At 57.3% G+C, this 23,670-nt stretch carries 26 protein-coding genes; 6 read left to right on the forward strand and 20 right to left on the reverse strand.

Annotated features, from left to right (window positions below):
- From L6418_RS07710 to glgB, 6 genes are read right to left on the reverse strand one after another with little or no spacing between them, the layout of a single operon-like run.
- The gene (locus L6418_RS07710) at nt 1-2,010 is read right to left on the reverse strand and encodes an alpha-amylase/4-alpha-glucanotransferase domain-containing protein (RefSeq protein WP_237246341.1); all 2,010 of its coding nucleotides are present in this window, start codon (nt 2,008-2,010) and stop codon (nt 1-3) included.
- Between the two features lie 18 nt (nt 2,011-2,028).
- On the reverse strand, nt 2,029-3,777 hold the full coding sequence (locus tag L6418_RS07715; RefSeq protein WP_237246342.1) for a glycoside hydrolase: 1,749 nt from the start codon (nt 3,775-3,777) through the stop codon (nt 2,029-2,031).
- A 30-nt stretch (nt 3,778-3,807) separates the two neighbouring features.
- The gene (glgC, locus tag L6418_RS07720) at nt 3,808-5,091 is read right to left on the reverse strand and encodes a glucose-1-phosphate adenylyltransferase (protein WP_237246343.1); all 1,284 of its coding nucleotides are present in this window, start codon (nt 5,089-5,091) and stop codon (nt 3,808-3,810) included.
- A 41-nt stretch (nt 5,092-5,132) separates the two neighbouring features.
- The gene (gene glgA / locus L6418_RS07725) at nt 5,133-6,560 is read right to left on the reverse strand and encodes a glycogen synthase GlgA (protein ID WP_237246344.1); all 1,428 of its coding nucleotides are present in this window, start codon (nt 6,558-6,560) and stop codon (nt 5,133-5,135) included.
- Complete coding sequence (gene pgi, locus L6418_RS07730) at nt 6,557-8,203, reverse strand: glucose-6-phosphate isomerase (RefSeq protein WP_237246345.1); 1,647 nt, start codon at nt 8,201-8,203, stop codon at nt 6,557-6,559. Before pgi ends, glgA begins: the two co-directional genes overlap by 4 nt.
- Nucleotides 8,204-8,225: 22 nt before the next feature.
- Complete coding sequence (gene glgB, locus L6418_RS07735; protein ID WP_237246346.1) at nt 8,226-10,397, reverse strand: 1,4-alpha-glucan branching protein GlgB; 2,172 nt, start codon at nt 10,395-10,397, stop codon at nt 8,226-8,228.
- Here glgB and L6418_RS07740 point away from each other — a divergent pair.
- The 4 genes from L6418_RS07740 (at nt 10,380) to L6418_RS07755 (ending at nt 12,366) form a co-directional block, all read left to right on the forward strand.
- Nucleotides 10,380-10,751 carry a hypothetical protein gene (locus L6418_RS07740; protein WP_237246347.1) on the forward strand — a complete coding sequence of 124 codons (372 nt, stop codon included), beginning with the start codon at nt 10,380-10,382 and terminating at the stop codon, nt 10,749-10,751. The genes glgB and L6418_RS07740 overlap by 18 nt on opposite strands.
- Complete coding sequence (locus L6418_RS07745; protein ID WP_237246348.1) at nt 10,688-11,689, forward strand: site-specific integrase; 1,002 nt, start codon at nt 10,688-10,690, stop codon at nt 11,687-11,689. Before L6418_RS07740 ends, L6418_RS07745 begins: the two co-directional genes overlap by 64 nt.
- 63 nt (nt 11,690-11,752) lie before the next feature.
- Complete coding sequence (locus L6418_RS07750; RefSeq protein ID WP_237246349.1) at nt 11,753-11,926, forward strand: hypothetical protein; 174 nt, start codon at nt 11,753-11,755, stop codon at nt 11,924-11,926.
- Nucleotides 11,923-12,366: a hypothetical protein gene (locus L6418_RS07755; protein WP_237246350.1), complete on the forward strand. Its 444-nt coding sequence runs from the start codon at nt 11,923-11,925 to the stop codon at nt 12,364-12,366. Before L6418_RS07750 ends, L6418_RS07755 begins: the two co-directional genes overlap by 4 nt.
- 68 nt (nt 12,367-12,434) lie before the next feature.
- On the opposite strand, the gene L6418_RS07760 is transcribed toward L6418_RS07755, so the two are convergent.
- Both L6418_RS07760 and L6418_RS07765 read right to left on the reverse strand, forming a co-directional pair.
- Nucleotides 12,435-13,709: a Y-family DNA polymerase gene (locus tag L6418_RS07760; protein ID WP_237246351.1), complete on the reverse strand. Its 1,275-nt coding sequence runs from the start codon at nt 13,707-13,709 to the stop codon at nt 12,435-12,437.
- A gap of 1 nt (nt 13,710) precedes the next feature.
- On the reverse strand, nt 13,711-14,154 hold the full coding sequence (locus L6418_RS07765; protein WP_237246352.1) for a LexA family transcriptional regulator: 444 nt from the start codon (nt 14,152-14,154) through the stop codon (nt 13,711-13,713).
- Nucleotides 14,155-14,472: 318 nt separating this feature from the next.
- Here L6418_RS07765 and istA point away from each other — a divergent pair, with 318 nt between their 5' ends.
- Both istA and istB read left to right on the forward strand, forming a co-directional pair.
- Nucleotides 14,473-15,969, forward strand: a complete 1,497-nt coding sequence (gene istA / locus L6418_RS07770) for an IS21 family transposase (protein WP_237246353.1) — start codon at nt 14,473-14,475, stop codon at nt 15,967-15,969.
- Nucleotides 15,962-16,765, forward strand: coding sequence for an IS21-like element helper ATPase IstB (istB, locus tag L6418_RS07775; protein WP_237246354.1), 804 nt, complete (start codon nt 15,962-15,964; stop codon nt 16,763-16,765). The genes istA and istB overlap by 8 nt, the downstream gene beginning before the upstream one ends.
- Nucleotides 16,766-17,017: 252 nt before the next feature.
- Here the strand turns inward: istB and L6418_RS07780 are convergent, their stop codons facing one another.
- The 12 genes from L6418_RS07780 to L6418_RS07835 all read right to left on the reverse strand — a co-directional run bounded on the left by L6418_RS07780 (nt 17,018) and on the right by L6418_RS07835 (nt 23,552).
- On the reverse strand, nt 17,018-17,305 hold the full coding sequence (locus L6418_RS07780; protein WP_237246355.1) for a hypothetical protein: 288 nt from the start codon (nt 17,303-17,305) through the stop codon (nt 17,018-17,020).
- A 94-nt stretch (nt 17,306-17,399) separates the two neighbouring features.
- Nucleotides 17,400-18,338, reverse strand: a complete 939-nt coding sequence (locus tag L6418_RS07785) for a hypothetical protein (RefSeq protein WP_237246356.1) — start codon at nt 18,336-18,338, stop codon at nt 17,400-17,402.
- Complete coding sequence (locus tag L6418_RS07790) at nt 18,338-18,667, reverse strand: hypothetical protein (RefSeq protein WP_237246357.1); 330 nt, start codon at nt 18,665-18,667, stop codon at nt 18,338-18,340. Before L6418_RS07790 ends, L6418_RS07785 begins: the two co-directional genes overlap by 1 nt.
- Before the next feature lie 127 nt (nt 18,668-18,794).
- On the reverse strand, nt 18,795-19,721 hold the full coding sequence (locus L6418_RS07795) for a hypothetical protein (protein WP_237246358.1): 927 nt from the start codon (nt 19,719-19,721) through the stop codon (nt 18,795-18,797).
- A gap of 45 nt (nt 19,722-19,766) precedes the next feature.
- A complete protein-coding gene (locus L6418_RS07800; protein WP_237246359.1) occupies nt 19,767-20,312 on the reverse strand; it encodes a hypothetical protein in 546 nt (181 codons plus the stop codon).
- A gap of 51 nt (nt 20,313-20,363) precedes the next feature.
- On the reverse strand, nt 20,364-20,792 hold the full coding sequence (locus L6418_RS07805) for a hypothetical protein (protein WP_237246360.1): 429 nt from the start codon (nt 20,790-20,792) through the stop codon (nt 20,364-20,366).
- Nucleotides 20,793-20,931: 139 nt separating this feature from the next.
- Complete coding sequence (locus tag L6418_RS07810; RefSeq protein WP_237246361.1) at nt 20,932-21,342, reverse strand: hypothetical protein; 411 nt, start codon at nt 21,340-21,342, stop codon at nt 20,932-20,934.
- Nucleotide 21,343: 1 nt separating this feature from the next.
- On the reverse strand, nt 21,344-22,069 hold the full coding sequence (locus L6418_RS07815; RefSeq protein ID WP_237246362.1) for a hypothetical protein: 726 nt from the start codon (nt 22,067-22,069) through the stop codon (nt 21,344-21,346).
- Nucleotides 22,070-22,279, reverse strand: a complete 210-nt coding sequence (locus L6418_RS07820) for a hypothetical protein (protein WP_237246363.1) — start codon at nt 22,277-22,279, stop codon at nt 22,070-22,072. It abuts the gene before it with no gap.
- Between the two features lie 252 nt (nt 22,280-22,531).
- Complete coding sequence (locus tag L6418_RS07825; RefSeq protein WP_237246364.1) at nt 22,532-22,834, reverse strand: hypothetical protein; 303 nt, start codon at nt 22,832-22,834, stop codon at nt 22,532-22,534.
- On the reverse strand, nt 22,831-23,058 hold the full coding sequence (locus tag L6418_RS07830; RefSeq protein WP_237246365.1) for a hypothetical protein: 228 nt from the start codon (nt 23,056-23,058) through the stop codon (nt 22,831-22,833). Before L6418_RS07830 ends, L6418_RS07825 begins: the two co-directional genes overlap by 4 nt.
- 47 nt (nt 23,059-23,105) lie before the next feature.
- Nucleotides 23,106-23,552 carry a hypothetical protein gene (locus tag L6418_RS07835; RefSeq protein WP_237246366.1) on the reverse strand — a complete coding sequence of 149 codons (447 nt, stop codon included), beginning with the start codon at nt 23,550-23,552 and terminating at the stop codon, nt 23,106-23,108.
- Between the last annotated feature and the right edge of the window lie 118 nt (nt 23,553-23,670).

Genomic DNA, 23,670 nt, shown 5'->3' on the forward strand with positions numbered 1-23,670 from the left:
TCAGGCGACGTCGATGCAGAACTCCAGCGTATCGGTCTGGCTCGTCAATATGCAATCGAATGTCAGCACGACAGCCTGCATGATCTTCTCGAACCCGGCCTCGGATTGCGAAACGCTGAAACTGGGCAGCGAATGGAGCGCAACAGGACGGCTCACCGAAACCTCGAGTCTGCCGCCCAGCACCGCATCCTCCAGTACGACATGCTGCATCCCGGCAAGTTGCAGCAATTGGCCGAAGCCGCCCTGGATCTCCCCGCCCACCCTGAACCGGCCGGCAGGACCGTCGCAGCTCGGCATGGCAAGATTGACCACCACCTGGAACACACCGCGCGCTACACCGAAGAATCGATAGGCGACATACAGCCGTGAGCCATCCAGCACCACCGATTTGCGCACCCTGCCGTCGCCCAGGGTTGCCTCGAACGTTGCTGCGGACGCCGTTCCGGCGCTCTCCGACAGCACGTATTGCGGCCTGGTCTCGGCACCGTCTGCCAGCCACTTGTCCAGGAACATCGACTTCTGCTGTCCGTCGATCGCCATGTCCTCCGGGGTGATCTCATGCTTCCTGCTCATGCGTTCATGCGGATTGGCGATCCCTTCGCCGCCAGGATGCGCACTCGGCTGGGCATGCACCTTGCGGTGATAATGCTCCTGCGGCATGGCCAGGGTATCGGCAAAATTATGGTTCAGGCGGTAGGCGTCGAATTCGCACAATGCCGCATTGCCGTCCTGGCGCAGGATCGCCTGCAACACGCCGTTCTGCAGGAATATCTCGTCGTCCCCATCCAGATCGAGATCGGTGGCCAGCATTGGCTGGCGTGGCTCGGCCGCGTCCAGCAATCCCTCCAGCTTGACGATCGCATTGTAGATGGCGCGGCGCAGATGGGGCAGGTACAGCCCACCGAACAAGCCATGCCAATAGGCATCGTTGGCCTGCGCTTCGTACAACGCATTGAGCATCTCCGCTGTCTGCGCGTTTTGCGGCAAGGCATGCAGGCGTCGCGACAGGCTGAGCATGCGCTTGTGCATCCAGTTCGACTCCGGATAGCGCATGAAAAAGTTCTTCCAGATGCCGCCGCGCAGGAATGCCTTGTTGCGTTCGAAATCGCCGGACGATTTCGACGCCTGCACCAGGTCGGCATAGTGATGGGCCGCAGGAACCGGCAGCGTCCATTCGTTCATCTCAATATAGGAAGTGGTGGGCAAATAAACCACGCCGTGCGTCTTTGCGCGGGCATGATAGTCGCAATAACGCTCCGTCCTGATGATGTCGGATGCCAGCACGCCTTCGATGAACTGGGTGAGCCAGCCTCGCTCGTACACCCATTGATAGGTTTCGGGCCAGATGCCGAACTTCTCGATGTCGTCGAAATAGATTGCCGCCGGTTCCCCCTCCTCTTTCGCCAGGCTTTCCAGGTAGCTCACCACCTCCTGCGCCGGCGAGAACGGCAGGCGGTAGCGCAGTGCCTCCGAAATCGGAAACAGGTCGAGCTGGCGCCCGTTCTCTTCGGTGGTGTAATAGCCGTCCAGCTCCTTTCCCTCTTTCCCGGCACACAGGAAATGGTAATCGTCCACCGTGGAATAGCGGATGCCCGAATCCGCCAGCGAAGGGACCACGGTCGCCTCCCACACGCGCTCGGTCAGCCATGCGCCTTGCGGGCGCTGCCCGAGGGTGTGCTCCAGCATGCTCGACATGCGCTGCAGTTGCCCGAGTCGATCGGCCTCCGGGATCACCGCCAGCACCGGCTCGGTATAACCCGCCCCCACCAGTTCGGCCTGCCCGCGTTGCACCATCTCCTTCAACAGCGCCATGTCGTCCGGGTAGCGTTCCAGCATGTAATCGAGCAGCCAGCCGCTGACGTGGATGGCGAACCTGAATGCGGGGTAGCGATGCAGCACGCGCAGGAACGGCCCGTAACAACGGACATGCGCCTCGTCCAGCACCGAGGTGAAGTTGCCCACCGGCTGATGGGCATGTACTCCGAGTAACAACGAAATCGATTTGGCCATGCTCTACTCCATCAATGATCACATACCATCGGATCGGCGCATGGTTCCTCCCATGGCGGGATCGCCGCTGCCGACACTGATAACATGCTGCAACTCAAGCGGCGGCGGCAATTTGAGAAGGCGGTACAGATTGGACAGGTTGCGGCGGAACAGGTTATCGAACGATGCGACGCTGAGTGCCGAATTGTAGTCGCCGAACCACCAGAACCAGTCCGACCCTTCGCAGTCGGCGAGCTGCAGGGTGGCCAGGCGCTTCTCCTCGTCGGTCAGGCGCCCGCTCGCCATGACGATATCGTAGCTGCGCTTGGCATCGCACAGCAGGTCCCAGCCGCGGTTCTTGTCGGGAGAGCCGATCCAGGTACTGAACGTCCCGTACACCCAGCTTCCGGCCACCATCTGGTGCAGCTTGCTCGCCGTCACTTTCGATTTCGGATCGTTCAGGCTCTGGACGCATTCATGGAACGTGGTAGTCCGGATGTCGGGATGGTTCTCCAGCTTCGCATATAATTCCGACAGGAAGTAATAGGCGTTGTAGGGGTAGTATTCCCATGCGTTCTCGCCATCCAGGATCACGGTCACCACCGGTTCCTCCTCATCCGGCGCATGCCGCAATATCTCTTCCAGGTGGTGGACGAAGTCGGCGGCGGCATCGTCCCCTTTCCATTTGGCATATTCGAAGCCGACCTTGTCGGAGAGGCCGTCATCGCGGAAGAAACAGTAGATCGGCGCACCGCCGGTGTCGACCTGGTAGGGCTTGTACAGGTAGCCGGAACTGCCCGGCAAGGGATGGTCGTTCATCTCGCGCAACAGGCTGTTGGCCAGCACCGCCTGCCCCGTCGCCGTCCATTCGCAGCCATGCTCCGCCAGCAGCTTCAGTGTGGCCCGCGACACGCCGCCCTCGGATGGCCACATCCCATGGGGGGGCGCACCGAAATTCTGCCGGTGGCCCTCCATGGCGTTGGCCAGGTGCGCGTGCACACGCGACAGGCCGCCGGGGTACTGCACCGCCTGCGGCAAAGGCGCATTCGGCTCGCTCTCGCGCGCCGCGGTGAAATCGATGAGCAGCGGCATGATGGGATGGTTATAGGGCGTGGAAGATATCTCGATCTGCCCGCGCTCGGCCAGCTTGCGGTAACGCGGCACGATGTCGGCGATGACGGCCCCGATCAGGCCGAACAGTTCCATGCGCTCGGCATAAGTGAACTGGCTGCCCTTGGTCATCAGCCGCGCCACCAGTTCGCTGCTGCGCCGCAAGCTCTCGCCCATCCACACCAGGTGGTACCACACCAGCAGGTCGGCCAGGTATTGCCCGGACAGGTACGTCACATTCTCGCGACCGTGCCCCTCAAGCACTTTCAGCAGGTCGAACAGGTGCTGATAGGCCCGGTACGGCTTCAGCATCTTGGCATGGTCGCTCTTGAAACAGCTGTCCAGGATGTGCAGACGCTGCTCATCCCCCAGTTCGTCCAGGCGTTCATGCTTCAGCATCTTGAGCAATGCATCGCGGATCTCGCCGCTCCGGAATTGCTGTTCGTAGTCGTGCAGCTGCTCAAGCAGGATGGGCACGAAATTCACCACCGCCCTGGCCTGCGGATGCTGCTCCAGATGGAAGGCCATGTCGGTGTAATCCTTCATGGCATGCAGGTATGTCCACGGCAGCACGTATTCCCCGCGCTGATATTCGCGGTAATCCGGCTGGTGCATGTGCCAGCACAGAATGAGCTGGAGTTTCCTGCTTGCTGCCTGCAGTGCGTCACTTTGTGGCATGGCGGTTCATTCGACCTTCCCGGAAGAGTCTCATCTAATATGGTGGATCGACTGGCCCAGCATGTCCGGCGTCACCAGGGTGATCCCGCCGGGAGATACGTGGAAGCGGCGCGCATCCTCCTCCTGATCGAAACCGATCCGCATGCCGTCCGGTATCACGCAATTATTGTCCAACACCACCCGGCCCAGTTTCACATCTTCGCCGATGCGCGCGCCGGACAGGATCACCGAATCGGTGATCTCGCTGCGCGCGCCCACCCGGATATCCGAGAACAGCAGGGAATGCTGCACCCTCGCACCGCTGATGATGCAGCCCCCCGACACCATGGAATCGATCGCCACGCCGCGCCTGTCGTCGTCGTTGAAGACGAACTTGGCCGGCGGCAATTGTTCCTGGTAGGTCCAGATCGGCCAGCTCTTGTCGTACAGGTCCAGCGCCGGTGTCACGCTGACCATCTCCATATTGGCCTCCCAATACGCATCGATGGTTCCCACATCGCGCCAGTAGGCCCCGCCGCCGTCGCTCATGCCGACGCAACTCTTTTCGAACCGGTGCGCATAAACGCGATAGCGGTCGATCAGGTAAGGGATGATGTCGTGGCCGAAGTCGTGCGTCGATTTCTTGGTGTCGGCATCGCGGATCAGCTGTTCGTACAGGAACCTGGCGTTGAACACATAGATCCCCATGCTGGCCAGGGCACGCCCGGGCTTGCCCGGAATCTCGGCGGGATTCCTTGGTTTCTCGGCGAACTTGACGATACGGTCCTTGTCGTCGACCGTCATCACGCCGAACGACGATGCGTCGGCCACCGGCACATCGATGCAGCCGACCGTCATGTCGGCATCGCTGCTCACGTGGTAAGCCAGCATCTCGCCGTAGTCCATCTTGTAGACGTGGTCGCCTGCCAGGATCACGATATATTCCGGATTGTAGCCGCGCAGGATATCGATGTTCTGGAATACCGCGTCTGCGGTACCCCGATACCACTCTTCCTGGATGCGCTGCTGTGCCGGCAGCAAGGCCAGGAACTCGTTGAACTCGCCGCGCAGGAAACCCCAGCCCTTCTGGATGTGTTCGATCAGCGTATGCGCCTTGTATTGCGTCACCACGCCGATGCGGCGGATGCCGGAATTGATGCAATTCGACAGGGGAAAATCGATGATGCGGAACTTGCCGCCGAACTGCACCGCCGGTTTGGCATTCCAGTCCGTCAGGTTATGCAGGCGGCTACCGCGTCCTCCCGCCAGCACCAAAGCCACGGTATTCTTTGTCAAAGCACTGATGAATCGTGGTGAACGCATTTCCTGAACCATGATGCTTCCTCCCCTTTAGTCAGCCAACAAACACCTCTTCATCACATCGTCCGGTAAAGATCGAGATAACGCTGCGCACTGCCTGCCCACCCGACATCGCGGCGCATGCCGTTGAGCTGTATCCGCCGGAAGTTCTTTTCGTCCCGGTAACATTCGATGGCACGCACGATGGTGCGGTACAGTATCGCCGGATCCGCCTCATCGAACACGAAGCCGGTGCCGTCGCTCTCCTGCGCATCGCTCACCGAATCCGCCAGGCCGCCGGTCTTGCGCACCACCGGTGGCGTACCGTAACGCATCCCGTACATCTGGTTCAGCCCGCAGGGCTCGAAGCGGGACGGCATCAGGAAGATGTCTGCTCCTGCCATGATCCGGTGCGACAATCCCTCGTCGAAGCGCAAGGTGACCGAAACGCGCTCGGGATAGCGCTGTGCCAATTGCTGGAAGCGCCGTTCCAGTTCGCTCTCGCCGCTCCCCAGCACCGCCAGTTGCGCCCCGCCGTCCAGCAATCTGGGCAGGCTTTCCAGCAGCATATCCAGCCCCTTCTGATAGGTGAGGCGGCTGACCACGCCCAGCAAAGGTGCTTTTGCATCCGTTTCCAGCCCGAGCTGTTGTTGCAGCGCCAGCTTGCCGGCGGCCTTGCGTGCGAGGTCGCTGCTGTCGTAATGCGCTGCCAGATACCGATCGGTGGCGGGATTCCATTCCTGCTCGTCGATGCCGTTCAGGATACCGCTCACGTCCCCGTTACGTACCGCAAGCAGGCCTTGCATGCCGTAGCCCATCTCGGTGGTCTGTATCTCGTGCGCATAGGTCGGACTGACCGTCACGATACGGTCGGCATAATGCAGCCCGGCCTTGAGGAAGGACAAGTAGCCGTGGAACTCCACGCCATGCATATCGAAACAGGATTGCGGGAGATCGAGCGGCGCCAGCCAGTCGCGATCGAAGCTGCCCTGGAACGCCATGTTGTGGATGGTCATCACGCTCTTGGCGTGCGAGCCCCGGTTCAGTTGCAGATACGCCGGCGCAAGGCCGCTCTGCCAGTCGTTGCAGTGCACGATATCGGCACGCCAGGCGATGGGCGAATCCGCGCTGCCCAGCATCGCCGCCACCCTGGACAACATGCCGAAACGCATCGGATTGTCCGGCCAGTCGCCCCCCAGCTCGTACTGGTATGGCCCGGCCACGCGGCAGAAGTATTGCGGCGCATCCAGCACATACACCGGCACTTCGGTATGCGGCATCTTCGCGCTCAACAGCCTTATCTCGGGCTGGCCGGGGAATACCCCGAAGCTGGCGACCGTGCGCTTGCTGTCCAGTTTATCCAGCACCGGGATATAGCCCGGCAGCAGCAGCCGCACATCCTGCCCCAGCGCCTGCAGCGCGGCCGGCAGCGCACCGCTGACATCGGCCAGACCGCCGGTCTTGATCAGTGGATGGGCTTCCGAGGTGACGAAAAGTATCTTCATTTAAGTGCGTTGTAATGGGCGATCAGTCCGTTGGTGGAGGAATCGTGCGCGGTGATCTCGGCGCCGCTGCGCAGCTCGGCCTGGATGTGCGAGGCCAGCTGTTTGCCCAGCTCCACGCCCCACTGGTCGAAGGAGTTGATGTTCCAGATGATGCCCTGCACAAAGATCTTGTGCTCATACAGCGCGATCAGCCGCCCCAGCGTGCGCGGCGTCAGTTGCCTGAACAGGATGGAATTGGTCGGTTTGTTGCCCTCGAACACCTTGTGCGGCAGCAGTGCGGCGATGGCCCCTTCGTCCATGCCGGCCGCCTGCAGCTCGGCACGCGCCTCGGCCTCGTTCTTGCCGCGCATCAGCGCCTCCGTCTGGGCAAAGAAATTCGACAGCAGCGTGGCATGATGTTCGCCCAGCGGGTAGTGGGTCTGCACCGAGGCGATGAAATCGGCCGGGACCATCTGCGTCCCCTGGTGCAGGATCTGGAAGTAGGCATGCTGGCCGTTGGTGCCGACGCCGCCCCACAGGATGGGACCGGTCGAATAATCCACCGGCACGCCGTTGCGATCCACGCGTTTGCCGTTGCTCTCCATGTCCGCCTGCTGGAAGTACGGGACGAAATGTTCCAGCGCATGGTCATACGGAAGCAGCGCCTGCTTGGTGATCTCGTGGAAGTTGTTGTACCAGACCCCCAGCAGCGCCATGATCACCGGCATGTTCTGTTCCAGCGGCGCAGTGCTGAAATGCACATCCATCTCATGGGCACCGCGCAGCAGTTCCTCGAAGTTGTCCATCCCCACCGCCAGCATGATGGACAGGCCGATTGCCGACCACAGCGAATATCGCCCGCCGACCCAGTCGGAAAACTCGAACATGTTGGCGGTATCGATGCCGAACGCCGTCACCTCTTTCGCATTGGTCGACAGCGCCACAAAATGCTTCGCGACGTGTTTCACATCGCCGGCGCTGCGCAAAAACCAGTCGCGCGCCGAGCGGGCATTCATCAGGGTTTCCTGCGTGGTGAAGGTCTTGGAGGCGACGATGAACAGCGTCGTCTCGGGATCGAGCGGCTCCAGTTTTTCGAGCAGGTCGGTGCTGTCGATATTGGAGACGAAATGCGTTTTCAGACTGCCGGAATATGAATTCAGCGCCTCGCACACCATCAACGGGCCGAGGAAAGAACCGCCGATGCCGATGTTCACCACGTCGGTGATGGCCTTGCCGCCATACCCGCGCCAGGCGCCGCTGCGCACGCTCTCGCTGAAGACGCGCATCTTTTCCAGTACGCTCCGCACCCCCGGCAGCACATCCCGGCCGTCGACCAGGATGGGCGCATGCTGGGGATCCACCGCTGCGCGCAAAGCGGTGTGCAGCACCGCGCGGTGCTCGGTGCAGTTGATCTTCTCGCCGGCAAGCATCCGGTCGCGCCAGCCTTCGACATCCGCCTGGCGCGCCAGAGCGAACAGCAGCGCCATCGTCTGCTCAGTCACCAGATTCTTGGAGTAGTCGAGCAGCATGTCATCGAGACGCACCGAGAAGCGCCTGAAACGCTGCGGATCGTCGCCGAACAGCTGCCGCATGGAAAGCTGCCTGTTGGCGGCATGGTGTGCAAGCAACGCTTGCCAGGCGGCGGATTGAGTCAATGCAGACATGAGCTCCCCTTGGTGTCGTCCGTCAATATGTCCTTTGCAGCACGATGCCGGCCAGCGGCGGCAGCGTGAGCGCCAATGATTGCATTTCGCCGTTCCAGGCGATGTCCGAGGTGTCCAGCCCCAGTCCGTTGCCCATGTTGGAACCGCCGTAATAATGCGAATCGCTATTGAATATCTCGCGGTAGCATCCCTTGTGCCGCATCCCGACACGGTAGCCCACACGCGGCACCGGGGTGAAGTTGAGCAGCACGATCACATACGAACCGTCGCGTGCGATGCGGCGGAAACTCAACACCGACTGGTCGGCATCGTTGCAATCCAGCCACTCGAAGCCTTCCGGCGAGAAATCCAGTTCATGCAGTGCCGGGACCCCGGCATACAGGCGGTTGAGATCGCGCAATGCGGACTGCACCCCGCTGTGCTCGCCCCGTCCGAGCAGATACCAGTCCAGTTCCGTACCGACCTTCCATTCGTGCCCCTGTGCGAACTCGTTGCCCATGAAATTGAGCTTCTTGCCCGGATAGGTCATCTGGTAGGTGAACAGCAGGCGCAGGTTGGCGAATTTCTGCCAGGCATCTCCCGGCATCTTGTCGAGCAGGGATTTCTTCCCGTGCACCACCTCGTCATGCGAGAACGGCAGCACGAAATTCTCGGTGTAACTGTAGAGCTGGCCGAACGTGAGCCTGTTATGGTGATAGCGGCGATGCACCGGATCGTGTTCGATGTAATCCAGCGTGTCGTTCATCCAGCCCATGTTCCATTTCATGCTGAATCCCAGCCCGCCGAGATAGGTGGGCCGCGACACCATCGGCCACGAGGTGGACTCCTCGGCCAGCGTCAGGGTGCCGGGGAATCGCTCATGGGTCATCACGTTCAGCTCGCGGAAGAAGTCCACCGCGTCGATGTTCTCGCGGCCGCCGTACTTGTTCGGCAACCATTCTCCCGCCTTGCGCGAATAATCGAGGTACAGCATCGATGCCACCGCATCCACGCGCAAACCATCGATGTGGAACTCGCTCAGCCAGTAGTGCGCATTGGCAAGCAGGAAATTGCGCACCTCGTTGCGGCCGTAATTGAAGATCAGCGTGCCCCAATCCTGGTGCTCGCCCAGCCTGGGATCTTCGTGCTCATACAGCGCCGTGCCATCGAAACGCGCCAGCGCGAAGGCATCCTTGGGGAAATGCGCAGGCACCCAGTCGAGGATCACGCCGATACCGACGATATGGCAGGAATCCACCAGGTAGCGGAAATCGTCCGGTGTGCCGAAACGGCTGGTCACGCCGTAATAGCCGGTCGTCTGGTATCCCCAGGATTCGTCCAGCGGATGCTCGCTGATCGGCATCAGTTCGATATGCGTGAACCCCATCTCCTGCACATAGGGCACAAGGCTGTCCGCCAGTTCGCGGAAATTGTAGAAACGCCCGTCCCAATGCCGCTTCCATGAACCGGCATGCACCTCATACACGTTCAAGGGCTGATGGATCCAGTCGCGGCCGGCGCGATGCTCCTGCCATGACGAATCCCGCCACTGGTACCCATCCAGCACCGCGACCCTGGCTGCAGTGCCGGGGCGCGTCTCGAAGCTCAGGCCATAAGGATCGGTCTTGACGAACACCTCGCCGGAATGGCGGTTGCGGATCTCGAACTTGTAGAACTCGCCCAGCCCGATGTCTGGCACGAAGATTTCCCACACCCCGCTGCTGCCCAGGGCTCGCATCGGGTGGATGCGCCCGTCCCAGCCGTTGAAGTCCCCCACCACGCTGACTCGCTCGGCATTGGGGGCCCACAGCGCGAAGCGCACTCCCCATACACCCTGCAGTTCCAAGTGATGGGCGCCGAGCATGCGGTACGCCTGCTCCAGGCGTCCTTGCGAGAAAAGATAGAGGTCGTGCTCACTGATGCTGCTGCCGAAACTGTAGGCATCGTGCACTTCGATGACATGGTTGAAGAAATTCACTTTCAAGCGGCAGGGGACCGGTAGTGCACGCTTGCCTTGCCAGTGATAGAAACCATTGGACGGATCGCGCTCAAGCGACTGCCACGCTTCGCCGTCGTAAACGGCAATCTCGGTAGCATGAGGTTGAAAAACCCGCAGGATCCAGCCGGACCTGTTCTGATGCAACCCCAGGTATGAAAAGGGGTCGTGGTGACGCGCGTCTAGAATGGAGCGCTTGTTTTGTATATCGCTGGGCATCTTGGGGCTCCTGAAGGGCAATATAGCCCTTTAGCGCCGGGGCAGCAATTCAAATGCGAAGAAAACCCCGCATATAACAAAAAATTCATCTGGCGCAGCAATGGCAAACGCTTTTCCGAGAAAATTTGCTGGGATCTGGTGCGAAAGGAGAGACTCGAACTCTCACGCCTTACGGCGCTGGAACCTAAATCCATAGTGCAAAAGCCACCAAACCCATTGCCTGCGGCGTTTTCGGTTGATTTCCAAATAATTTCCCGGCAAAATCCGGCAAATCCACCAGGAAATCCATCATGGCAAAACGAATTGAAAAAGGAATTTATCAAGAAGGCCCCTACTCGTTTCGAGTGCGGATGATGGTGCAGGGGCACAAGCTTGATAAGACGCTCGACAGTCTATCAGAGGCACGCATCTATCGCGATTCTCACAAGTTGTCGCAATCTTTAGATGTGCATGAGACCGCCATTCTCAAAGCGCGCATCCAAAAACAATCGATCAAGTCCTTTACGGTGGATGACGCTCTTGATCGTTACTTGAAAGAAATCACCCCTGCCAAAAAAGGCGCATCGACAGAAGAATTCAGGATTGGCAAAGCGAGACGAACCGCGCTTTCCAAGAAACCGTTCCACGGAGTAACGCCCGATGACGCGCTCGCATTCCTGGATGAGATAGGCGGCAGCGAAAACAATCAAAGAAAATACGCCAGCCTGATTTCCCACCTGTACCGCGTTGCGATTCGAAAATGGCGGTTGCCGGTCACCAACCCGGTATCCGGCCAGATTGACTTGCCATCGAACGGCAAGCCACGCGAGAGAAGACTCCACGAAGGCGAATACGAGGCTTTGATGAAGACATTGATGGGTGAGTCTAAGGCGTTCGTCATCATCGCCATAGAGACCGCCATGAGGCGCAGCGAGATATTCGGACTGCGCTGGGAGAACATCAACAAGAAAGCTTGTTCGGCGATCCTGCGCGACACCAAGAACGGCGAGTCTCGCACTACCCTATTCTCATCCGTTGCGATGCGGGCTCTTGAAGGGCTTGGCTGGAAGAAGAAGGGGGAAGTCTGGTCGATCACCGAGTCCCAGCTGCGCCGGGATTGGGAAGCTGCTCGCGCAGACATTGGGGCCGCCGACCTGCATTTTCACGATCTGCGCCATGAGGGCACGTCCAGGCTCTTCGAGAAGGGCTTGAACGTGTTTGAAGTCCAGTCCATCACCGGTCACAAAACGCTGTCTGAATTGCGGAAGTACACCCACCTCAACCCGACTGACATCGCAAAGAAGCTGGGGTAACGTGTTTTAGTTGCGACTTCCTATTGCAGTATTTGCCTGGGGCTCGGCAGATGATTAGCCTTTATGGAAGCTACAGACGCATTCGAGAAGTGGGGCTTGCTATACTTCGCCAATTTACCAAAAAGGTTAATAGTTCTGATTGATGATGCAATCAAAGATGCTCTTATCGATAAATACGAGTGGAACGTGAAAGACAACGTTGCATTTGGTAAGTTAAAAGAACCTGACGCAAAATGAATCAGATTATTCGCAGTTCAGTAATTCACTTCGCTCAAGAGGTACACAAGAAACACTGGCGCATGACCGGGGATGCGGGAACTGGTGATAAATTGGCAGCAATCATCACTGCGGATTGGCAATCAGCAGTTGAGGCGGCATTTCCGGGGCGCTTTGTCCGTGAGCACCCGGTCGGGCAACTGCGCGAGCGCATCGACCTCGTCGATATAATTGATGGTATTGCGTACGAACTAAAGGTGTCGCCAAACAACGATCACTTTGAGTTTTATCGTGACATATTCAAAGTGCTAGTTGCACGCGACAACGGTCTTCCGAAACTCCGTTCATTCTGCTTTGTCTGCCCCCTTGAGGCAGCGCAACGATACAAAAAAGGCCTTCGGAAAGCAGTTCTCGGCGAGGGAGAGCGCTTGGGGCTCGACCTATCGGTCGAGTCACTTTGAATCTGACGTACAGCCGACCTGTAAGATCGATTGCCCCGTTTTGCTGCCCTAGTGAATTCCTTGTAGCTCTACTTCGCCGTTGGCAACTCACCCCATTCAGTCGTATATGCAGGCGACTTGTTCTTTCGCCTCATCGCCCAGCGCTTCTGAATGCCACTAGCCGCCACAGCAACACTCCCCTGCCCCATCTTCCTGTTGATCTGGTCCATGACCTTCATCATGGAGTTTGACTTGGCCTGCGCGACTGGATCATCAAACAGGGTGGCCTGAATCGCTCCCTTCGGCTGCAAGCCCATCAACAGGACCCCGCTCTTCTTATAGCGAAAGCCTGGGCGAAATGCAGCCTTGAGCCCTTCCAGCGCTGCACGCACCAGCTTGGTGGTGTCATCTGTCGGCTGAATCAAAGGCACGATCAATGAGCGGCTGTATTGAGGCTCTTCAGGTTTAAACGGGTTGGTCCGGATATAGACACACAGATTGGCCGCTACAGATCCATCATGCCGAAGCTTCTCGGCAGCGCGTGTGGTGAAGTAGGCAATCGATTCGGAAAGGTCGTCCAGTGTAGTCACCGGCTGGCCAAACGATCTGGATACCATGATCTGCTGACGCGGTGCGCTGGCCTCTTCCAGCTCGATGCATGGGATGCCGTTGAGCTCCTTGACCGTGCGCTCAACCACGACCGAGAACTGCTGCCGGATGTATTCCGGGTCTGCTTGCCGGAGGTCCTCGACCGTCTCTATGCCCAGCTCGCTCAATCTGGCGCTAATGCGTCGGCCTATGCCCCACACCTCTCCAACTTCAATGCCGGCAAACAGACTTGATAGCTGCCTTTTGTCCAGCCGTCCGAAGTCACATACTCCATCTTTTCCGGCAAGTCCTTTCTTGGCGCAATGGTTGGCGAGCTTGGCCAAGGTCTTGCTGTCGGCTATGCCGACACATACTGGTATCCCAACACTTTGCCTTACCGCCTTCCGGATTTGCTGGCCGTAGTCTTGCAGCGACTCTGGCCTGAAGCCAGCCAGGTCGAGAAAGGATTCATCAATGCTGTAAATCTCCTGGTCGGGCGAAAAGTTGGAGAGAATGGACATCACCCGGGCGGACATGTCGCCATAGAGAGTGTAGTTGCTGGATAGCGCGATGATGCCGTGCTTCTCGGCTATATCCTTCATCTTGAACCACGGCTCACCCATCTTGATTCCGAGCGCCTTCACTTCATTGGAGCGCGCAACAGCACAGCCATCATTATTGGATAGCACGACGACCGGCTGGCCTTCGAGCTTGGGGTTGAACACCCGCTCGCAAGAGACGTAGAAGTTGTTGCAGTCGACCAGGGCTAAGGGCATATCAGCGCCGGAACTGCTTCACTGTGGATGTCACCACTCCCCACACCTGAAGCTCCTGCCCGTCCGAAAATTCAATGTCCTTGAAACGAGCATTGGCAGGCTTGAGGATCACGGTCTCGCCTTGCTTGATGAGATATTTCACAGTGAACTCGCCATCGACCACGGCCACGACGATGTCTCCAGCTGAAGGATCCAGACTCTTATCCACGACCAGAATATCGCCGTCAAAAATGCCTGCACCGGTCATGCTGTTGCCCTTGGCACGGACAAAGAATGTCGAGTCCTTGTGCTGGATCAGGTGCTCATCGAGGCTTAATCGGCCTTCAATGTAGTCGTCGGCCGGGGATGGAAAGCCCGCCGCAACCTTATGGCTAAAGATAGGCAGCCGGATTGGCTGCAAGCCAATTGCCGGGCGAGACACTTCAATGGAAACGGGGTGATTCATGGCAAACCTAGTGTTTCGAGGTTTGCATGATGTTAGAGAACGTTCGTTCTGTTGTCAAATTGGCGGACTGTTGTTCGGCCAAAGCGGACTGCGGTGATTTGCTAGAAGTGCTGTTTGCGCAGGTTGGGAGGATGTCCGCTTCCCGCTCAGCAGCGGACAGTGCCAGGCAGCGGTTTGATCGCTACCGGAGGTCTCTTCTTTGTTGGTACGCGATGAATATTCCCCAGAAAACCTAGCCTCTGCGCGCTGAAAATTACCCAGGTGATTAACCTCCTCCGTTCCGATTTTCGGAATGGAGAAACCAAGGAGATGATCACCATGAATATACTGGGTAAAGTAAGGCGTTTGTATCACCGGGACAGGCTGTCGTTATCGGAAATCGAGAGGCGTACGGGCCTGACGCGCAAGACGATCCGTAAGTGGCTCAAGGCACCGGAGGGTACTGAGCCGAAGTACCGCAGAGTGAGTTGTGACAGCAAGATCGCGCCGTATGCCGAGCGGTTGTTGAAGATGCTGGAGGTCGATGCCAGAAGGCCAAAGCGGGAGCGTCGCACGGCCTTGAAGCTATATGCCGAACTGCAGACGCTGGGATTTGATGGCGACTATAGCCGAGTCACTGAATTCATCCGGCGCTGGCGGGTAAACGGAGGTGCCGCAGTAGTGAAAGCCTTCGTGCCGCTGCAATTCGAACCGGGAGAAGCACACCAGTTCGACTGGAGCGAAGAACACATCGTCATAGGCGGCGTCTATCGCAAGATACTGCTGGCCCACTTCAAGCTGTGCTTCAGTCGTGCATTTGTCGTGCAGGCATACCCCACCCAAAGTCACGAAATGCTGTTCGATGCCCATACGCGGGCCTTTACCGCGCTGGGCGGCATTCCACGCCGGGGCATTTACGACAACATGAAGACGGCGGTGGACCGTGTCAAGAAAGGCAAGTCGCGCATCGTCAACACGCGCTTTGCCGCGATGGCCTCGCACTACCTGTTTGATCCGGACTTCTGCAACGTCGCGTCCGGCTGGGAGAAAGGCGTCGTCGAGAAGAACGTACAGGACAGCCGGCGGCGCATCTGGCAGGAAGCGGTTGAAGAACGCTTTGGTTCCTTTGCCGAACTCAACCTGTGGTTACTGGCGAAATGCCGGTCACTCTGGGGCGAGCTGAAGCACCCGGAGTTCGACCTGACACTGGCGGAAATGCTTGAACAGGAACAACCCAGCCTGATGCCCATGATTACCCCGTTCGACGGCTACGTCGAGACCATCGGCAAAGTGGCCAGCACCTGCCTGGTGATCGAGGAGCGCAACCGTTACTCTGTGCCGTGCGAACTGGTCGGACAAATGGTGAGCATCCGTACCTACCCGGAACGGATCGACTTCGTGGCCCATGACGCGGTGGTGGCGAGCCATACGCGCTGCTTCGGGCGCAAAGAGACGCGGTACGACTGGCAGCATTACATTCCGATCATCGAAAGGAAGCCCGGCGCGCTGCGGAATGGTGCACCGTTTGCCGATATGCCGGAGCCACTGCAACGATTGCGCGGCTTGTTGCTCAAGCGCGAAGGCGGCGACCGGGTGATGGCCAAGGTGCTGGCGGTCGTGCCGAAGTACCGACTGGAGGCTGTTCTTGTTGCGGTGGAACTGGTGCTGGAGTCTGGCAACTTCAGCGTCGAGCATATCGAGAATGTGCTGAACCGGCTCAAGCCATCGCCGCCGCCGGTGCAGGTTGAAACGCACCTTGAGGTGAACGAGGCTCCGATTGCCGACACGGTTCGTTATGACGGTCTGCGCCTGGGTGTGGAGGTGCATCATGCGTGATGTTGCCGCTGAACTCAAAAGCTTGCGCCTGTACGGGATGATGAGTGCCTGGGAAGAAATTGCCGCCGATAGCAATTCGGTTGGCATGCAAACCTCGCGCTGGCTGATCGAACACCTGTTACAGGCCGAGCATACGGATCGTCACATGCGTTCGATCAACTACCAGATGCATACCGCCAGATTCCCGGTGCATCGCGATCTGGCCGGTTTCGAATTCGAGCAGTCGAAGGTGGATCGGAGCCTGATCGATGATCTGGCCGGCATGTCCTTCACCGAACAGGCGCATAACGTCGTGCTGATTGGCGGGACGGGGACTGGCAAGACCCATCTGGCAACCGCGCTCGGTATTGCGGGCATCACACAGCACGGCAAGCGGGTGCGCTTTTACTCGACGGCTGATCTGGTCAACATGCTGGAACAGGAGAAGGCCGCAGGCAAAGCCGGGAAACTGGCCTTTGCGTTGATGCGACTGGATCTGATCATTCTTGACGAGCTGGGGTATCTGCCCTTCAGTCAGTCTGGAGGTGCCTTGCTATTCCATCTGTTATCCAAACTCTACGAGCATACGAGCGTGATCATTACGACGAATCTGACCTTCGGCGAATGGGCGAGTGTATTTGGCGATGCGAAGATGACCACGGCACTGTTGGACAGATTGACCCATCACTGCCATATCGTCGAAACCGGCAATGAGTCCTATCGGTTCCGGCACAGCAGCGCAACGGCCAAGACGCGCATCAAGGCCAGGGAGCAAAGCAAGCGGGGGAAAGCTGTCGTTGAGGATGAGACGATCTGAAGAAACCAGCCGTGAAGGAATGTACTGTTGGCCACATTCCTTCGCGGCCATCTCGGAAGTCAAAAGCAGTGAAACTGAGCTACACTAATCCGCAGCCACCGCCCAAAACGGCGGCTAAAGTGCCTGGGTAAAATTCAACGCGCAGGGCTGGGTAATTTTAAACGCGCGCCAACAGCTTCAGTTTTTGAACGCGCTGGTGCGCCTTGATTTTGGCTTCCAGCTCTTCTTTTTGCTTCAACAGTTTTTCGATGCTCATTGGTAATTCCTTTCAATTTTTTCACGTTGGTTTTTGCGAAACTTCTCATACCTGTCGGTCAAAATTACTACGAAAAAAAGCAGAGCGAATGCAATCGAACCGATTAAAACTTCGTCGGTCGGCTCGACGAAAATGCAGGCCAACTTGTAAAAAAGAAAGCCCACCAGAATAGAGAACATCACCCCCACCGCAACAATAAAATCAGGTTTGTTTTTGGTGAAAATACGCTCCCAAGCTTTCGCACTTTCCTCTTCCCGACGCTTCAAGATTTGATGCAACGTCATACGATTTTTCCTTTTCGTTTTTCGGTGAACCGTTCACCTGTTTATCAGGTGGTGGGGGGCGAAATTCCCGCCCCAAAGGGCGGGAGTTTTTCAGTTACTTGGGCTGAGCACCTGCCGAAGATTTCTCGCCAGTCTGGCCGCCAACATTTTCCGAATCGCTGCTGGATTTATCGGTGGACTTGCTGATTGAAGACTCAAGGCCGATGGTCCATTGCTTGCCGCTCAGCGCCCCTTTACCGAACCATGCGACACCATTTTTTGCCCAGGTGAGGCCGTCCGGGCCGCCGGAGTAGCTTGAGCCGCCTGCGATCCAATCCACCCCCTTGTTCCCGTTCAAATCGACTGTACGGCTCCCACGGCCGGCTGCATGATCCACAGCATCAACCCAGAGCTTGTCCAACGTGGTTTTTGGGATGGATTTGTAGATTTGCTGAATCGCTTGCTTCGCGGATTGAGGGTCTTCCAATACCCCAACGTCGTTGTTGAGTTCCATCGCGATTTTGGTGAACAAAGAGTTCGTGTATTCGACAGCGGCTTCCTGAAATCCAAGGTAAAAAAGCTTCTCGTTTTCGGACGCTCCGCGCTCACCAAACTCGTTCATGTCCATCATGCCGACTGGCCAGCCGCGGTAAGAGGAAACGATGGCGCTGACGGGCAGGAGATACGTGCCAGGCTCAAAGATTTGCTTCAAATCCTTACGATTTGTCGCAACATAGCCCGGCCCGACGCCCTCTTTCATGTACTTCTGGAAATCATTATTTTGGGCTTTTTTAAAAACGAGTTCGCGCACCTCGGCACCATCAATGCGCCCGCCTGCAAATTTAGGATCGATTAGCGCATCTGCGATGATTCCTTCCGCCGGGACTTGCAGGCTTGCCTTGGCCGACCAACTGCGAACCAGCTTCTTAGTCCAGGAAATCATGTACTCGAAACCGCTGGCGCTGGACTGGTCGGAGCCAGCCGAATTTGTGACCGGATTTGAGCAGGCGGCAAGCAGAAATGCGAGCGCGCCGACTAAAAATTTCAGGCTCATTATCTAAATTCCTTTCGTTCCAAAATTAGCGACTTAACGGATGCCTCAGACAGAATGTCGAGCGCAATTGCAAACCGACTTCCCAAACTATTGCTTTTCAGATTTTTTGCACGCTCGATCATCTGCTTATCAAAATCCTCACCGCTCATTCCCACCCAGCCCGCCACCTTGCGGACCTGCTTCTCCTCGGCCACGCAGCCGGTGATTGACTTCTGGCAGACCGCCACGGCTCTATCCGCGAAAGCATCCGAGGCGCATGAGGCGCATGCCAGACCAGGGGAAATAAGAACAGCAGCAGCAGCGGCGGCAAACACTTTTTTCAGATTCATTTTTAAGCTCCTTATTGGTTGGTAGATCAGAAATTTGATCGACCTGCATAGCAGGTTGAGGGGGGCGAAATTTGAAAAGCAGAGGCAAAAAAAGGCCGGTCGAAACCGGCCTGTGGATGCTGCTGGACTAGCGGGAGGTGGTGTATCGGTTGCCTTCGCTCGCCTTGGCTTCTCGGCTGCGGGAGTTTTCCGAGCTGGTTGACGTGCTATCGGAGTCGCTCAAGCTGATTTTGTATGCGGTCCCATCGATAGCCTCGGCAGACAGGGTTTGCCGATTCTCGATCTGCCAGCCGTGGGAATCAAAAACGACCGTGCCGCATTGGATGTCCGGCCCTTTATAAAAAATAAAATCATCGACCCAGTTCGTGCAGCTCACGCTCGACCAAACATCGCGTGCATGCTGACGCACACGCTCAAACAGCTGGTCATCTGAGTCCATTTGGGCGAATACCTGGCCGATGATCTGGCGGATTTCCGAATCGCTTTTTGCAGGAGTTCTGGCTGCCCGGTTCCCAGCTTCGGCCAGCCATCCACCTGCCGTGATGCGACACTGGATATAGCGGCGGACGTAAGGCGTTTGGGCTAATTGATCGTCCTGCAGGCCGGCTGCAGGTCTGCTCATCAAACCACCACTTCTGCCTGAATCTTCATTCACCTGTGCGCGCCCTGCCACCTCACCCTCGGTTTCATTGACCGTAGGATAGTCGGAGATCATCTTTGTAAAGGTATTGCAAAGTCCAAAATACTCGCCCGCCTCACCCGTTCCGGTGTGCTGCTGCTCGTATCGAGCGGTAAACATCTGGATCAGCAAAGAATTGATATTGACCTCGCGACTAAACGACTTTTGATGGTCGCGCGAAGTGGAATCGCGCTCGGCATGAGATTTACTTCGCGACTTCTCGCGGGCACGCTCTCCCGAGCTGTCAATCGTCCCCTGTCTGGTGTGGCTTAGGCTTGACTGTGGATCGTTCATTTCACGACCAAAGTCACCGGGCGGCGAGGCAAGCGCAACGGATGGCAAGAGCAAAAGTGCATACAGAATTTTTTTCATCATTTCCTATCTCCATTCCCGGCCACGAGTGGCCGGGGTTTTTATCAATTAATCCAGCTTGTTCTTTTGTTGATGTGGCCCGAATCTTTTCATGGCTTCCGCTTCTTCTTCCGTATGGACAAAATTCCAGCAGGAAAACCTCGTTGGAGGCTCGGTAGTAACCAACATGACGCCATCCCCGGCGAATTTAAAATAGAATGAAGATGCGGTTTGGATACTTCCCGTGATTCCGGCTTCTAGTCCGTTCCCGATGATTTGCACTTCCCAAACTCCATCCATTTTTTGGTAGGGAAGAAGTACAGTTTGTGCGCTCCCGCCAGCCCTTCTTGCTTCGATTGCAGCCTGCCGCCGCCCCACCAGCTGACGAATGTTTTCCAGTCGCTGGGTGTATGAACCGTCGTCATCTGATTGTTTGAAAATCACAAGGAAGTCCAAATACTTCATCGAATTCACGGCTGGATCCCCACCGTTATTTTTGGGATCCATGCAAATGCGATCCGTACCGGTCGGCGTTTTACGATCATAAAATTGATCGAAAGCAAGCGCACTTTGTGAAACAAGCAGCGCCAGCAAGATCATCAAAAGCTTATTCATTTGCAAATCTCCTTATTTGGGCACCGGCTCTGCGCGAGCCGGTGGGTGGTCTTACCTTGGCAGTCCGTTCGTAGGATTCAGCTCGTCAAAGAAATAAAAGTTCTGAACGCGAGGCTCTGGACGGATGGGATCGCGGGGCGGCATCACCTGGCACTCGTGGCGACCGAGACAGGCATCGACTGAGTAGTACCCTCGCACATCAGCCTGGCATTTCGGATTTTCGCAAGCTGCAACCGTATAAAATCCGCGGACGGACGGACGGACTACGTAGCTCACTCCCGGTCGAATGGTCATTTCCAGAGAATCGAACCGTGCATGATCCATACCCGGCCAGGAGATTTTTTGACGGCCAACCGCGATTTTGGACACCGTCCCGTCGACGTTTACATTTCCGAAGTGAGGATCGACCGGGTTGGACGTGGCACAACCGGTCAGTGCAGCAAGCAGCGCAAGCGCGGCAATAAGCATTTTCAGATTCATTTTCATTTCCTTTTTTCAATTGCGGAGGATCAAAATTGATCGACCTGCTGAGCAGGTTGAGGGGGGCGAAATTTGAAAAGCAGCGGCAAAAAAAAGCCCAAGTCGAAAGACCTGGGCGTGAAGGTTCTTACCAGCTGGATTATTTTTTGATCTCGGCCACCGCAGCTTTGGTTGTTGCGGCCACCGCCGACGCCGCCGCTTGTGTTGCCTGCTGCTGCGCCTGCGCTTGGGCTTGGTCGTTGGTCAATGCATTTTCGATGGATTTCTTGAGCTCCTGGCCTTGTTTGTGGGCTTCTTCTTCCGACTTCGACCTGTCCGCGACTACTGCGGCCTCATCACCGCAGGCCGCACGCTCGCGGTCCTTTTGTTGCTGGGAAGCGTGCCCAAAACTTCCGGCAAAGTCCGAATCAAATCGGGCCTTGTCGCAGGCGACACGGCTTTCTGTGACGCGGAAATCCTGGTGTTGCTTATCGGTCTGCCACAGGAAGAGCCACGCGCCCAAAAGGCCGGTGACGAGGGCAAAGAACAGTGCTGACGCTGAGATTTGCATTTTACATTTCTCCTTTCCATTCACTTAAATTAAAGACTTTAAACCGGGCACGGTGCGAATCATTCAGCTTCACTTTTTGATTTTCCATGGTCACGAACTGGATTTTGTTGAAGGCCCTCATCTGCGCTTCTGGATGAGGCGTGAAGTAGTACACCAGGTCGTATTTCCCGGCCACGATCTGCTGCAAATGCAGCCCCACCACGTCGGTCAGACGCTTTGGCGACTTGACGAACCTCTCGATTTCGACGGCCACCCTGCGCCCGTCCGGCCTGTTGGCGAGCGAATCGGGCAGCTTTTTGAGGCGGGTTGAGTTGTCGGTGAACAAGACCTTACCAGGCGTCCAATTGGACCAGCCCGTCTGCTCCGCGCGAATCCGAACAAGTTGCGATTCCAGGTGGTGTTGAACGAAGCTGGGATTGGTCCGACCGATGGCGAACGCTTTCATATCCACGTCCGCGCCGACCACGGCCAGGCCATGATCGGTGATGCCGTAAAGCTTCAACCGCAAGTGCGGCAGCACGCGGTCGTCCACCTTTATCAGCTTCTCTTCGTTCAGCTTTTGCAGCAGCCGCAGGGCGTTCCGCTCGCTCGTCCGCAAAAGCTCGGACAGCACGGTGAGGGTAGACCACTGCTCGCCGCTGGCGAGGAAGCCCAACACCGCAGCGCGTTTTTCTGCGCTGCGTTGCTGCCGCTCCTGGGGTGACATTTTGAGAGCGGGGTTAGTCATTTAACCCCCCTTCGCGCCTGGCGCGCGGCCTTCTTCGACGCGCTCCTTGTAGATACGATCCACCAGGCCGACCTGCTTCTCGCTGAAGCGCGTGTCGTCGCCCCACTTCCCGATGCGCGCGATGTTGTCCGCGATGAAATTCTTCTCGAACTCGGACAAACGATCTTGGTAGTTGTCGTTGATCTCTTTGATTTTTGAAACGGTGTTCATTTTTGAAGCTCCTTGTTTTGGTTTTGGTGGATCCGTTTGATCCACCTGTTTCACAGGTTGGTGGTTGCGAAATTCAAATCGGCTTCGGGTTTGACTTGTGCCTCGCCCGAATCAGGAAGATTGGCGATTGAATGTAGAGCGTGCAGTTGTGCGGCTTCCACATCTGCACGACCTGGCCGGTCTTCCAGCACTTGGCCTGGGGCACGGGCTGCGCAGGGACGATGGAGTATTGGCAGTTGATGCAGACGCTCATCACTTACCCCCGGCGATGCCTTCTTTGATGCTCGCCGCCCCGGCAGATACCAGCGATGCCGCCGCTTCCCCGGCCTGCTGCTGCGCCTGGTTCAAAGACTCGATGGTTTTAATAAAAGTCGAGTCACGACCGAACAGACAGCCCACCCGCTCGCCGTTCCGGCTCTGCCAAGGCTCGCCGCCAACGCTGCGGCAGGCCGATTCAAAACCCGCTGGAATTGGCTCTGCGCTGGCCTTGGTGGAGTGGACAAAGAAGTACACGACCAGTGCAAGAAAGACGATTTGAGTGATGCGCACGATCATCGCGGACACCCCTCTTCCACTATCTTTTTGAGGTTTTCGACTTTTTGGGTGAGCTGTTGCAGATTGGCGTTGTCGCGCTGCGCAGCCTCGATCCCGTCGCCGCGACCGGTTAAATAGGCCAGGACGACGACGATCAGCAGGATGGCGAGCCCGATTACCTGCTGCCGGGTTTCGGAGACTTCGACCTCTCCTTTTTCGAGCCCGCTTTTTACTTTTTCAAACATGATTTTTTTCTCCTGGAGACGCCCACCCCGAAGGGTGGGCTGTGGGGTTAGAAGTGGCGGATCACGCTAAAGCTCAGCATCCCGCGCACCTGGCTGTTGTTGTAGCCCGCCACTTCGGAGTTGAGATAGAAGCCCGCGCCGATTGGTGCGACTGCGCCCATCCCGACCCCGGCTCCAGTTCCACCGCCGGACACGCGGATGTACGGGGTGACGCTGGAGTCGGTAGACAGGAAGGCCGACAGGCCGACGTTCCCGACGCGATTGTGTTTGGCATCGGCACTCAGCAGGCGCGCGTCAGTAGCAAAAGTGATCGTGTCGCGCTCGCCGACCGAGCCAATACCGGTCCCGACCGTCAGTTGCTGGGATGTACCACCGTCCCCAGCCGCCAGGCCCCAACCGGCATACGCGCCCAGATCAGCGGCGTGCACCGCACCGCTCGCAACCACAAGACCTGCCAAAACTGCCGATGCAACAACCGTCTTATTCATTTTCATTTTTGAAGCTCCTTTAAGTTAGGGAAGATCAGAAATTTGATCGACCTGTTTCACAGGTGCAGGGGTGCGAAATTTGCGCAGCGAATCTTTTGACGCACATGCGAACGCACCTGCGTAC

The organism is Sideroxyarcus emersonii (genome assembly GCF_021654335.1).
In the GTDB taxonomy this organism is placed as follows: domain Bacteria; phylum Pseudomonadota; class Gammaproteobacteria; order Burkholderiales; family Gallionellaceae; genus Sideroxyarcus; species Sideroxyarcus emersonii.

Coding starts and splice junctions, on each gene's coding strand:
- L6418_RS07765 (WP_237246352.1), bottom strand. CDS start 14,154: ATGAATCACCCCGTTTCCATTGAAGTGTCTCGCCCGGCAATTGGCTTG.
- L6418_RS07800 (WP_237246359.1), bottom strand. CDS start 20,312: ATGAATAAGCTTTTGATGATCTTGCTGGCGCTGCTTGTTTCACAAAGT.
- glgA (WP_237246344.1), bottom strand. CDS start 6,560: ATGAAGATACTTTTCGTCACCTCGGAAGCCCATCCACTGATCAAGACC.
- L6418_RS07785 (WP_237246356.1), bottom strand. CDS start 18,338: ATGAGCCTGAAATTTTTAGTCGGCGCGCTCGCATTTCTGCTTGCCGCC.
- L6418_RS07830 (WP_237246365.1), bottom strand. CDS start 23,058: ATGTTTGAAAAAGTAAAAAGCGGGCTCGAAAAAGGAGAGGTCGAAGTC.
- L6418_RS07780 (WP_237246355.1), bottom strand. CDS start 17,305: ATGACGTTGCATCAAATCTTGAAGCGTCGGGAAGAGGAAAGTGCGAAA.
- L6418_RS07745 (WP_237246348.1), top strand. CDS start 10,688: ATGGCAAAACGAATTGAAAAAGGAATTTATCAAGAAGGCCCCTACTCG.
- istA (WP_237246353.1), top strand. CDS start 14,473: ATGAATATACTGGGTAAAGTAAGGCGTTTGTATCACCGGGACAGGCTG.
- L6418_RS07795 (WP_237246358.1), bottom strand. CDS start 19,721: ATGATGAAAAAAATTCTGTATGCACTTTTGCTCTTGCCATCCGTTGCG.
- L6418_RS07760 (WP_237246351.1), bottom strand. CDS start 13,709: ATGCCCTTAGCCCTGGTCGACTGCAACAACTTCTACGTCTCTTGCGAG.
- L6418_RS07825 (WP_237246364.1), bottom strand. CDS start 22,834: ATGATCGTGCGCATCACTCAAATCGTCTTTCTTGCACTGGTCGTGTAC.
- istB (WP_237246354.1), top strand. CDS start 15,962: ATGCGTGATGTTGCCGCTGAACTCAAAAGCTTGCGCCTGTACGGGATG.
- L6418_RS07755 (WP_237246350.1), top strand. CDS start 11,923: ATGAATCAGATTATTCGCAGTTCAGTAATTCACTTCGCTCAAGAGGTA.
- L6418_RS07820 (WP_237246363.1), bottom strand. CDS start 22,279: ATGAACACCGTTTCAAAAATCAAAGAGATCAACGACAACTACCAAGAT.
- L6418_RS07810 (WP_237246361.1), bottom strand. CDS start 21,342: ATGCAAATCTCAGCGTCAGCACTGTTCTTTGCCCTCGTCACCGGCCTT.
- L6418_RS07835 (WP_237246366.1), bottom strand. CDS start 23,552: ATGAAAATGAATAAGACGGTTGTTGCATCGGCAGTTTTGGCAGGTCTT.
- L6418_RS07790 (WP_237246357.1), bottom strand. CDS start 18,667: ATGAATCTGAAAAAAGTGTTTGCCGCCGCTGCTGCTGCTGTTCTTATT.
- L6418_RS07710 (WP_237246341.1), bottom strand. CDS start 2,010: ATGGCCAAATCGATTTCGTTGTTACTCGGAGTACATGCCCATCAGCCG.
- L6418_RS07715 (WP_237246342.1), bottom strand. CDS start 3,777: ATGCCACAAAGTGACGCACTGCAGGCAGCAAGCAGGAAACTCCAGCTC.
- glgC (WP_237246343.1), bottom strand. CDS start 5,091: ATGGTTCAGGAAATGCGTTCACCACGATTCATCAGTGCTTTGACAAAG.
- glgB (WP_237246346.1), bottom strand. CDS start 10,397: ATGCCCAGCGATATACAAAACAAGCGCTCCATTCTAGACGCGCGTCAC.
- L6418_RS07750 (WP_237246349.1), top strand. CDS start 11,753: ATGGAAGCTACAGACGCATTCGAGAAGTGGGGCTTGCTATACTTCGCC.
- L6418_RS07805 (WP_237246360.1), bottom strand. CDS start 20,792: ATGAATCTGAAAATGCTTATTGCCGCGCTTGCGCTGCTTGCTGCACTG.
- L6418_RS07815 (WP_237246362.1), bottom strand. CDS start 22,069: ATGACTAACCCCGCTCTCAAAATGTCACCCCAGGAGCGGCAGCAACGC.
- pgi (WP_237246345.1), bottom strand. CDS start 8,203: ATGTCTGCATTGACTCAATCCGCCGCCTGGCAAGCGTTGCTTGCACAC.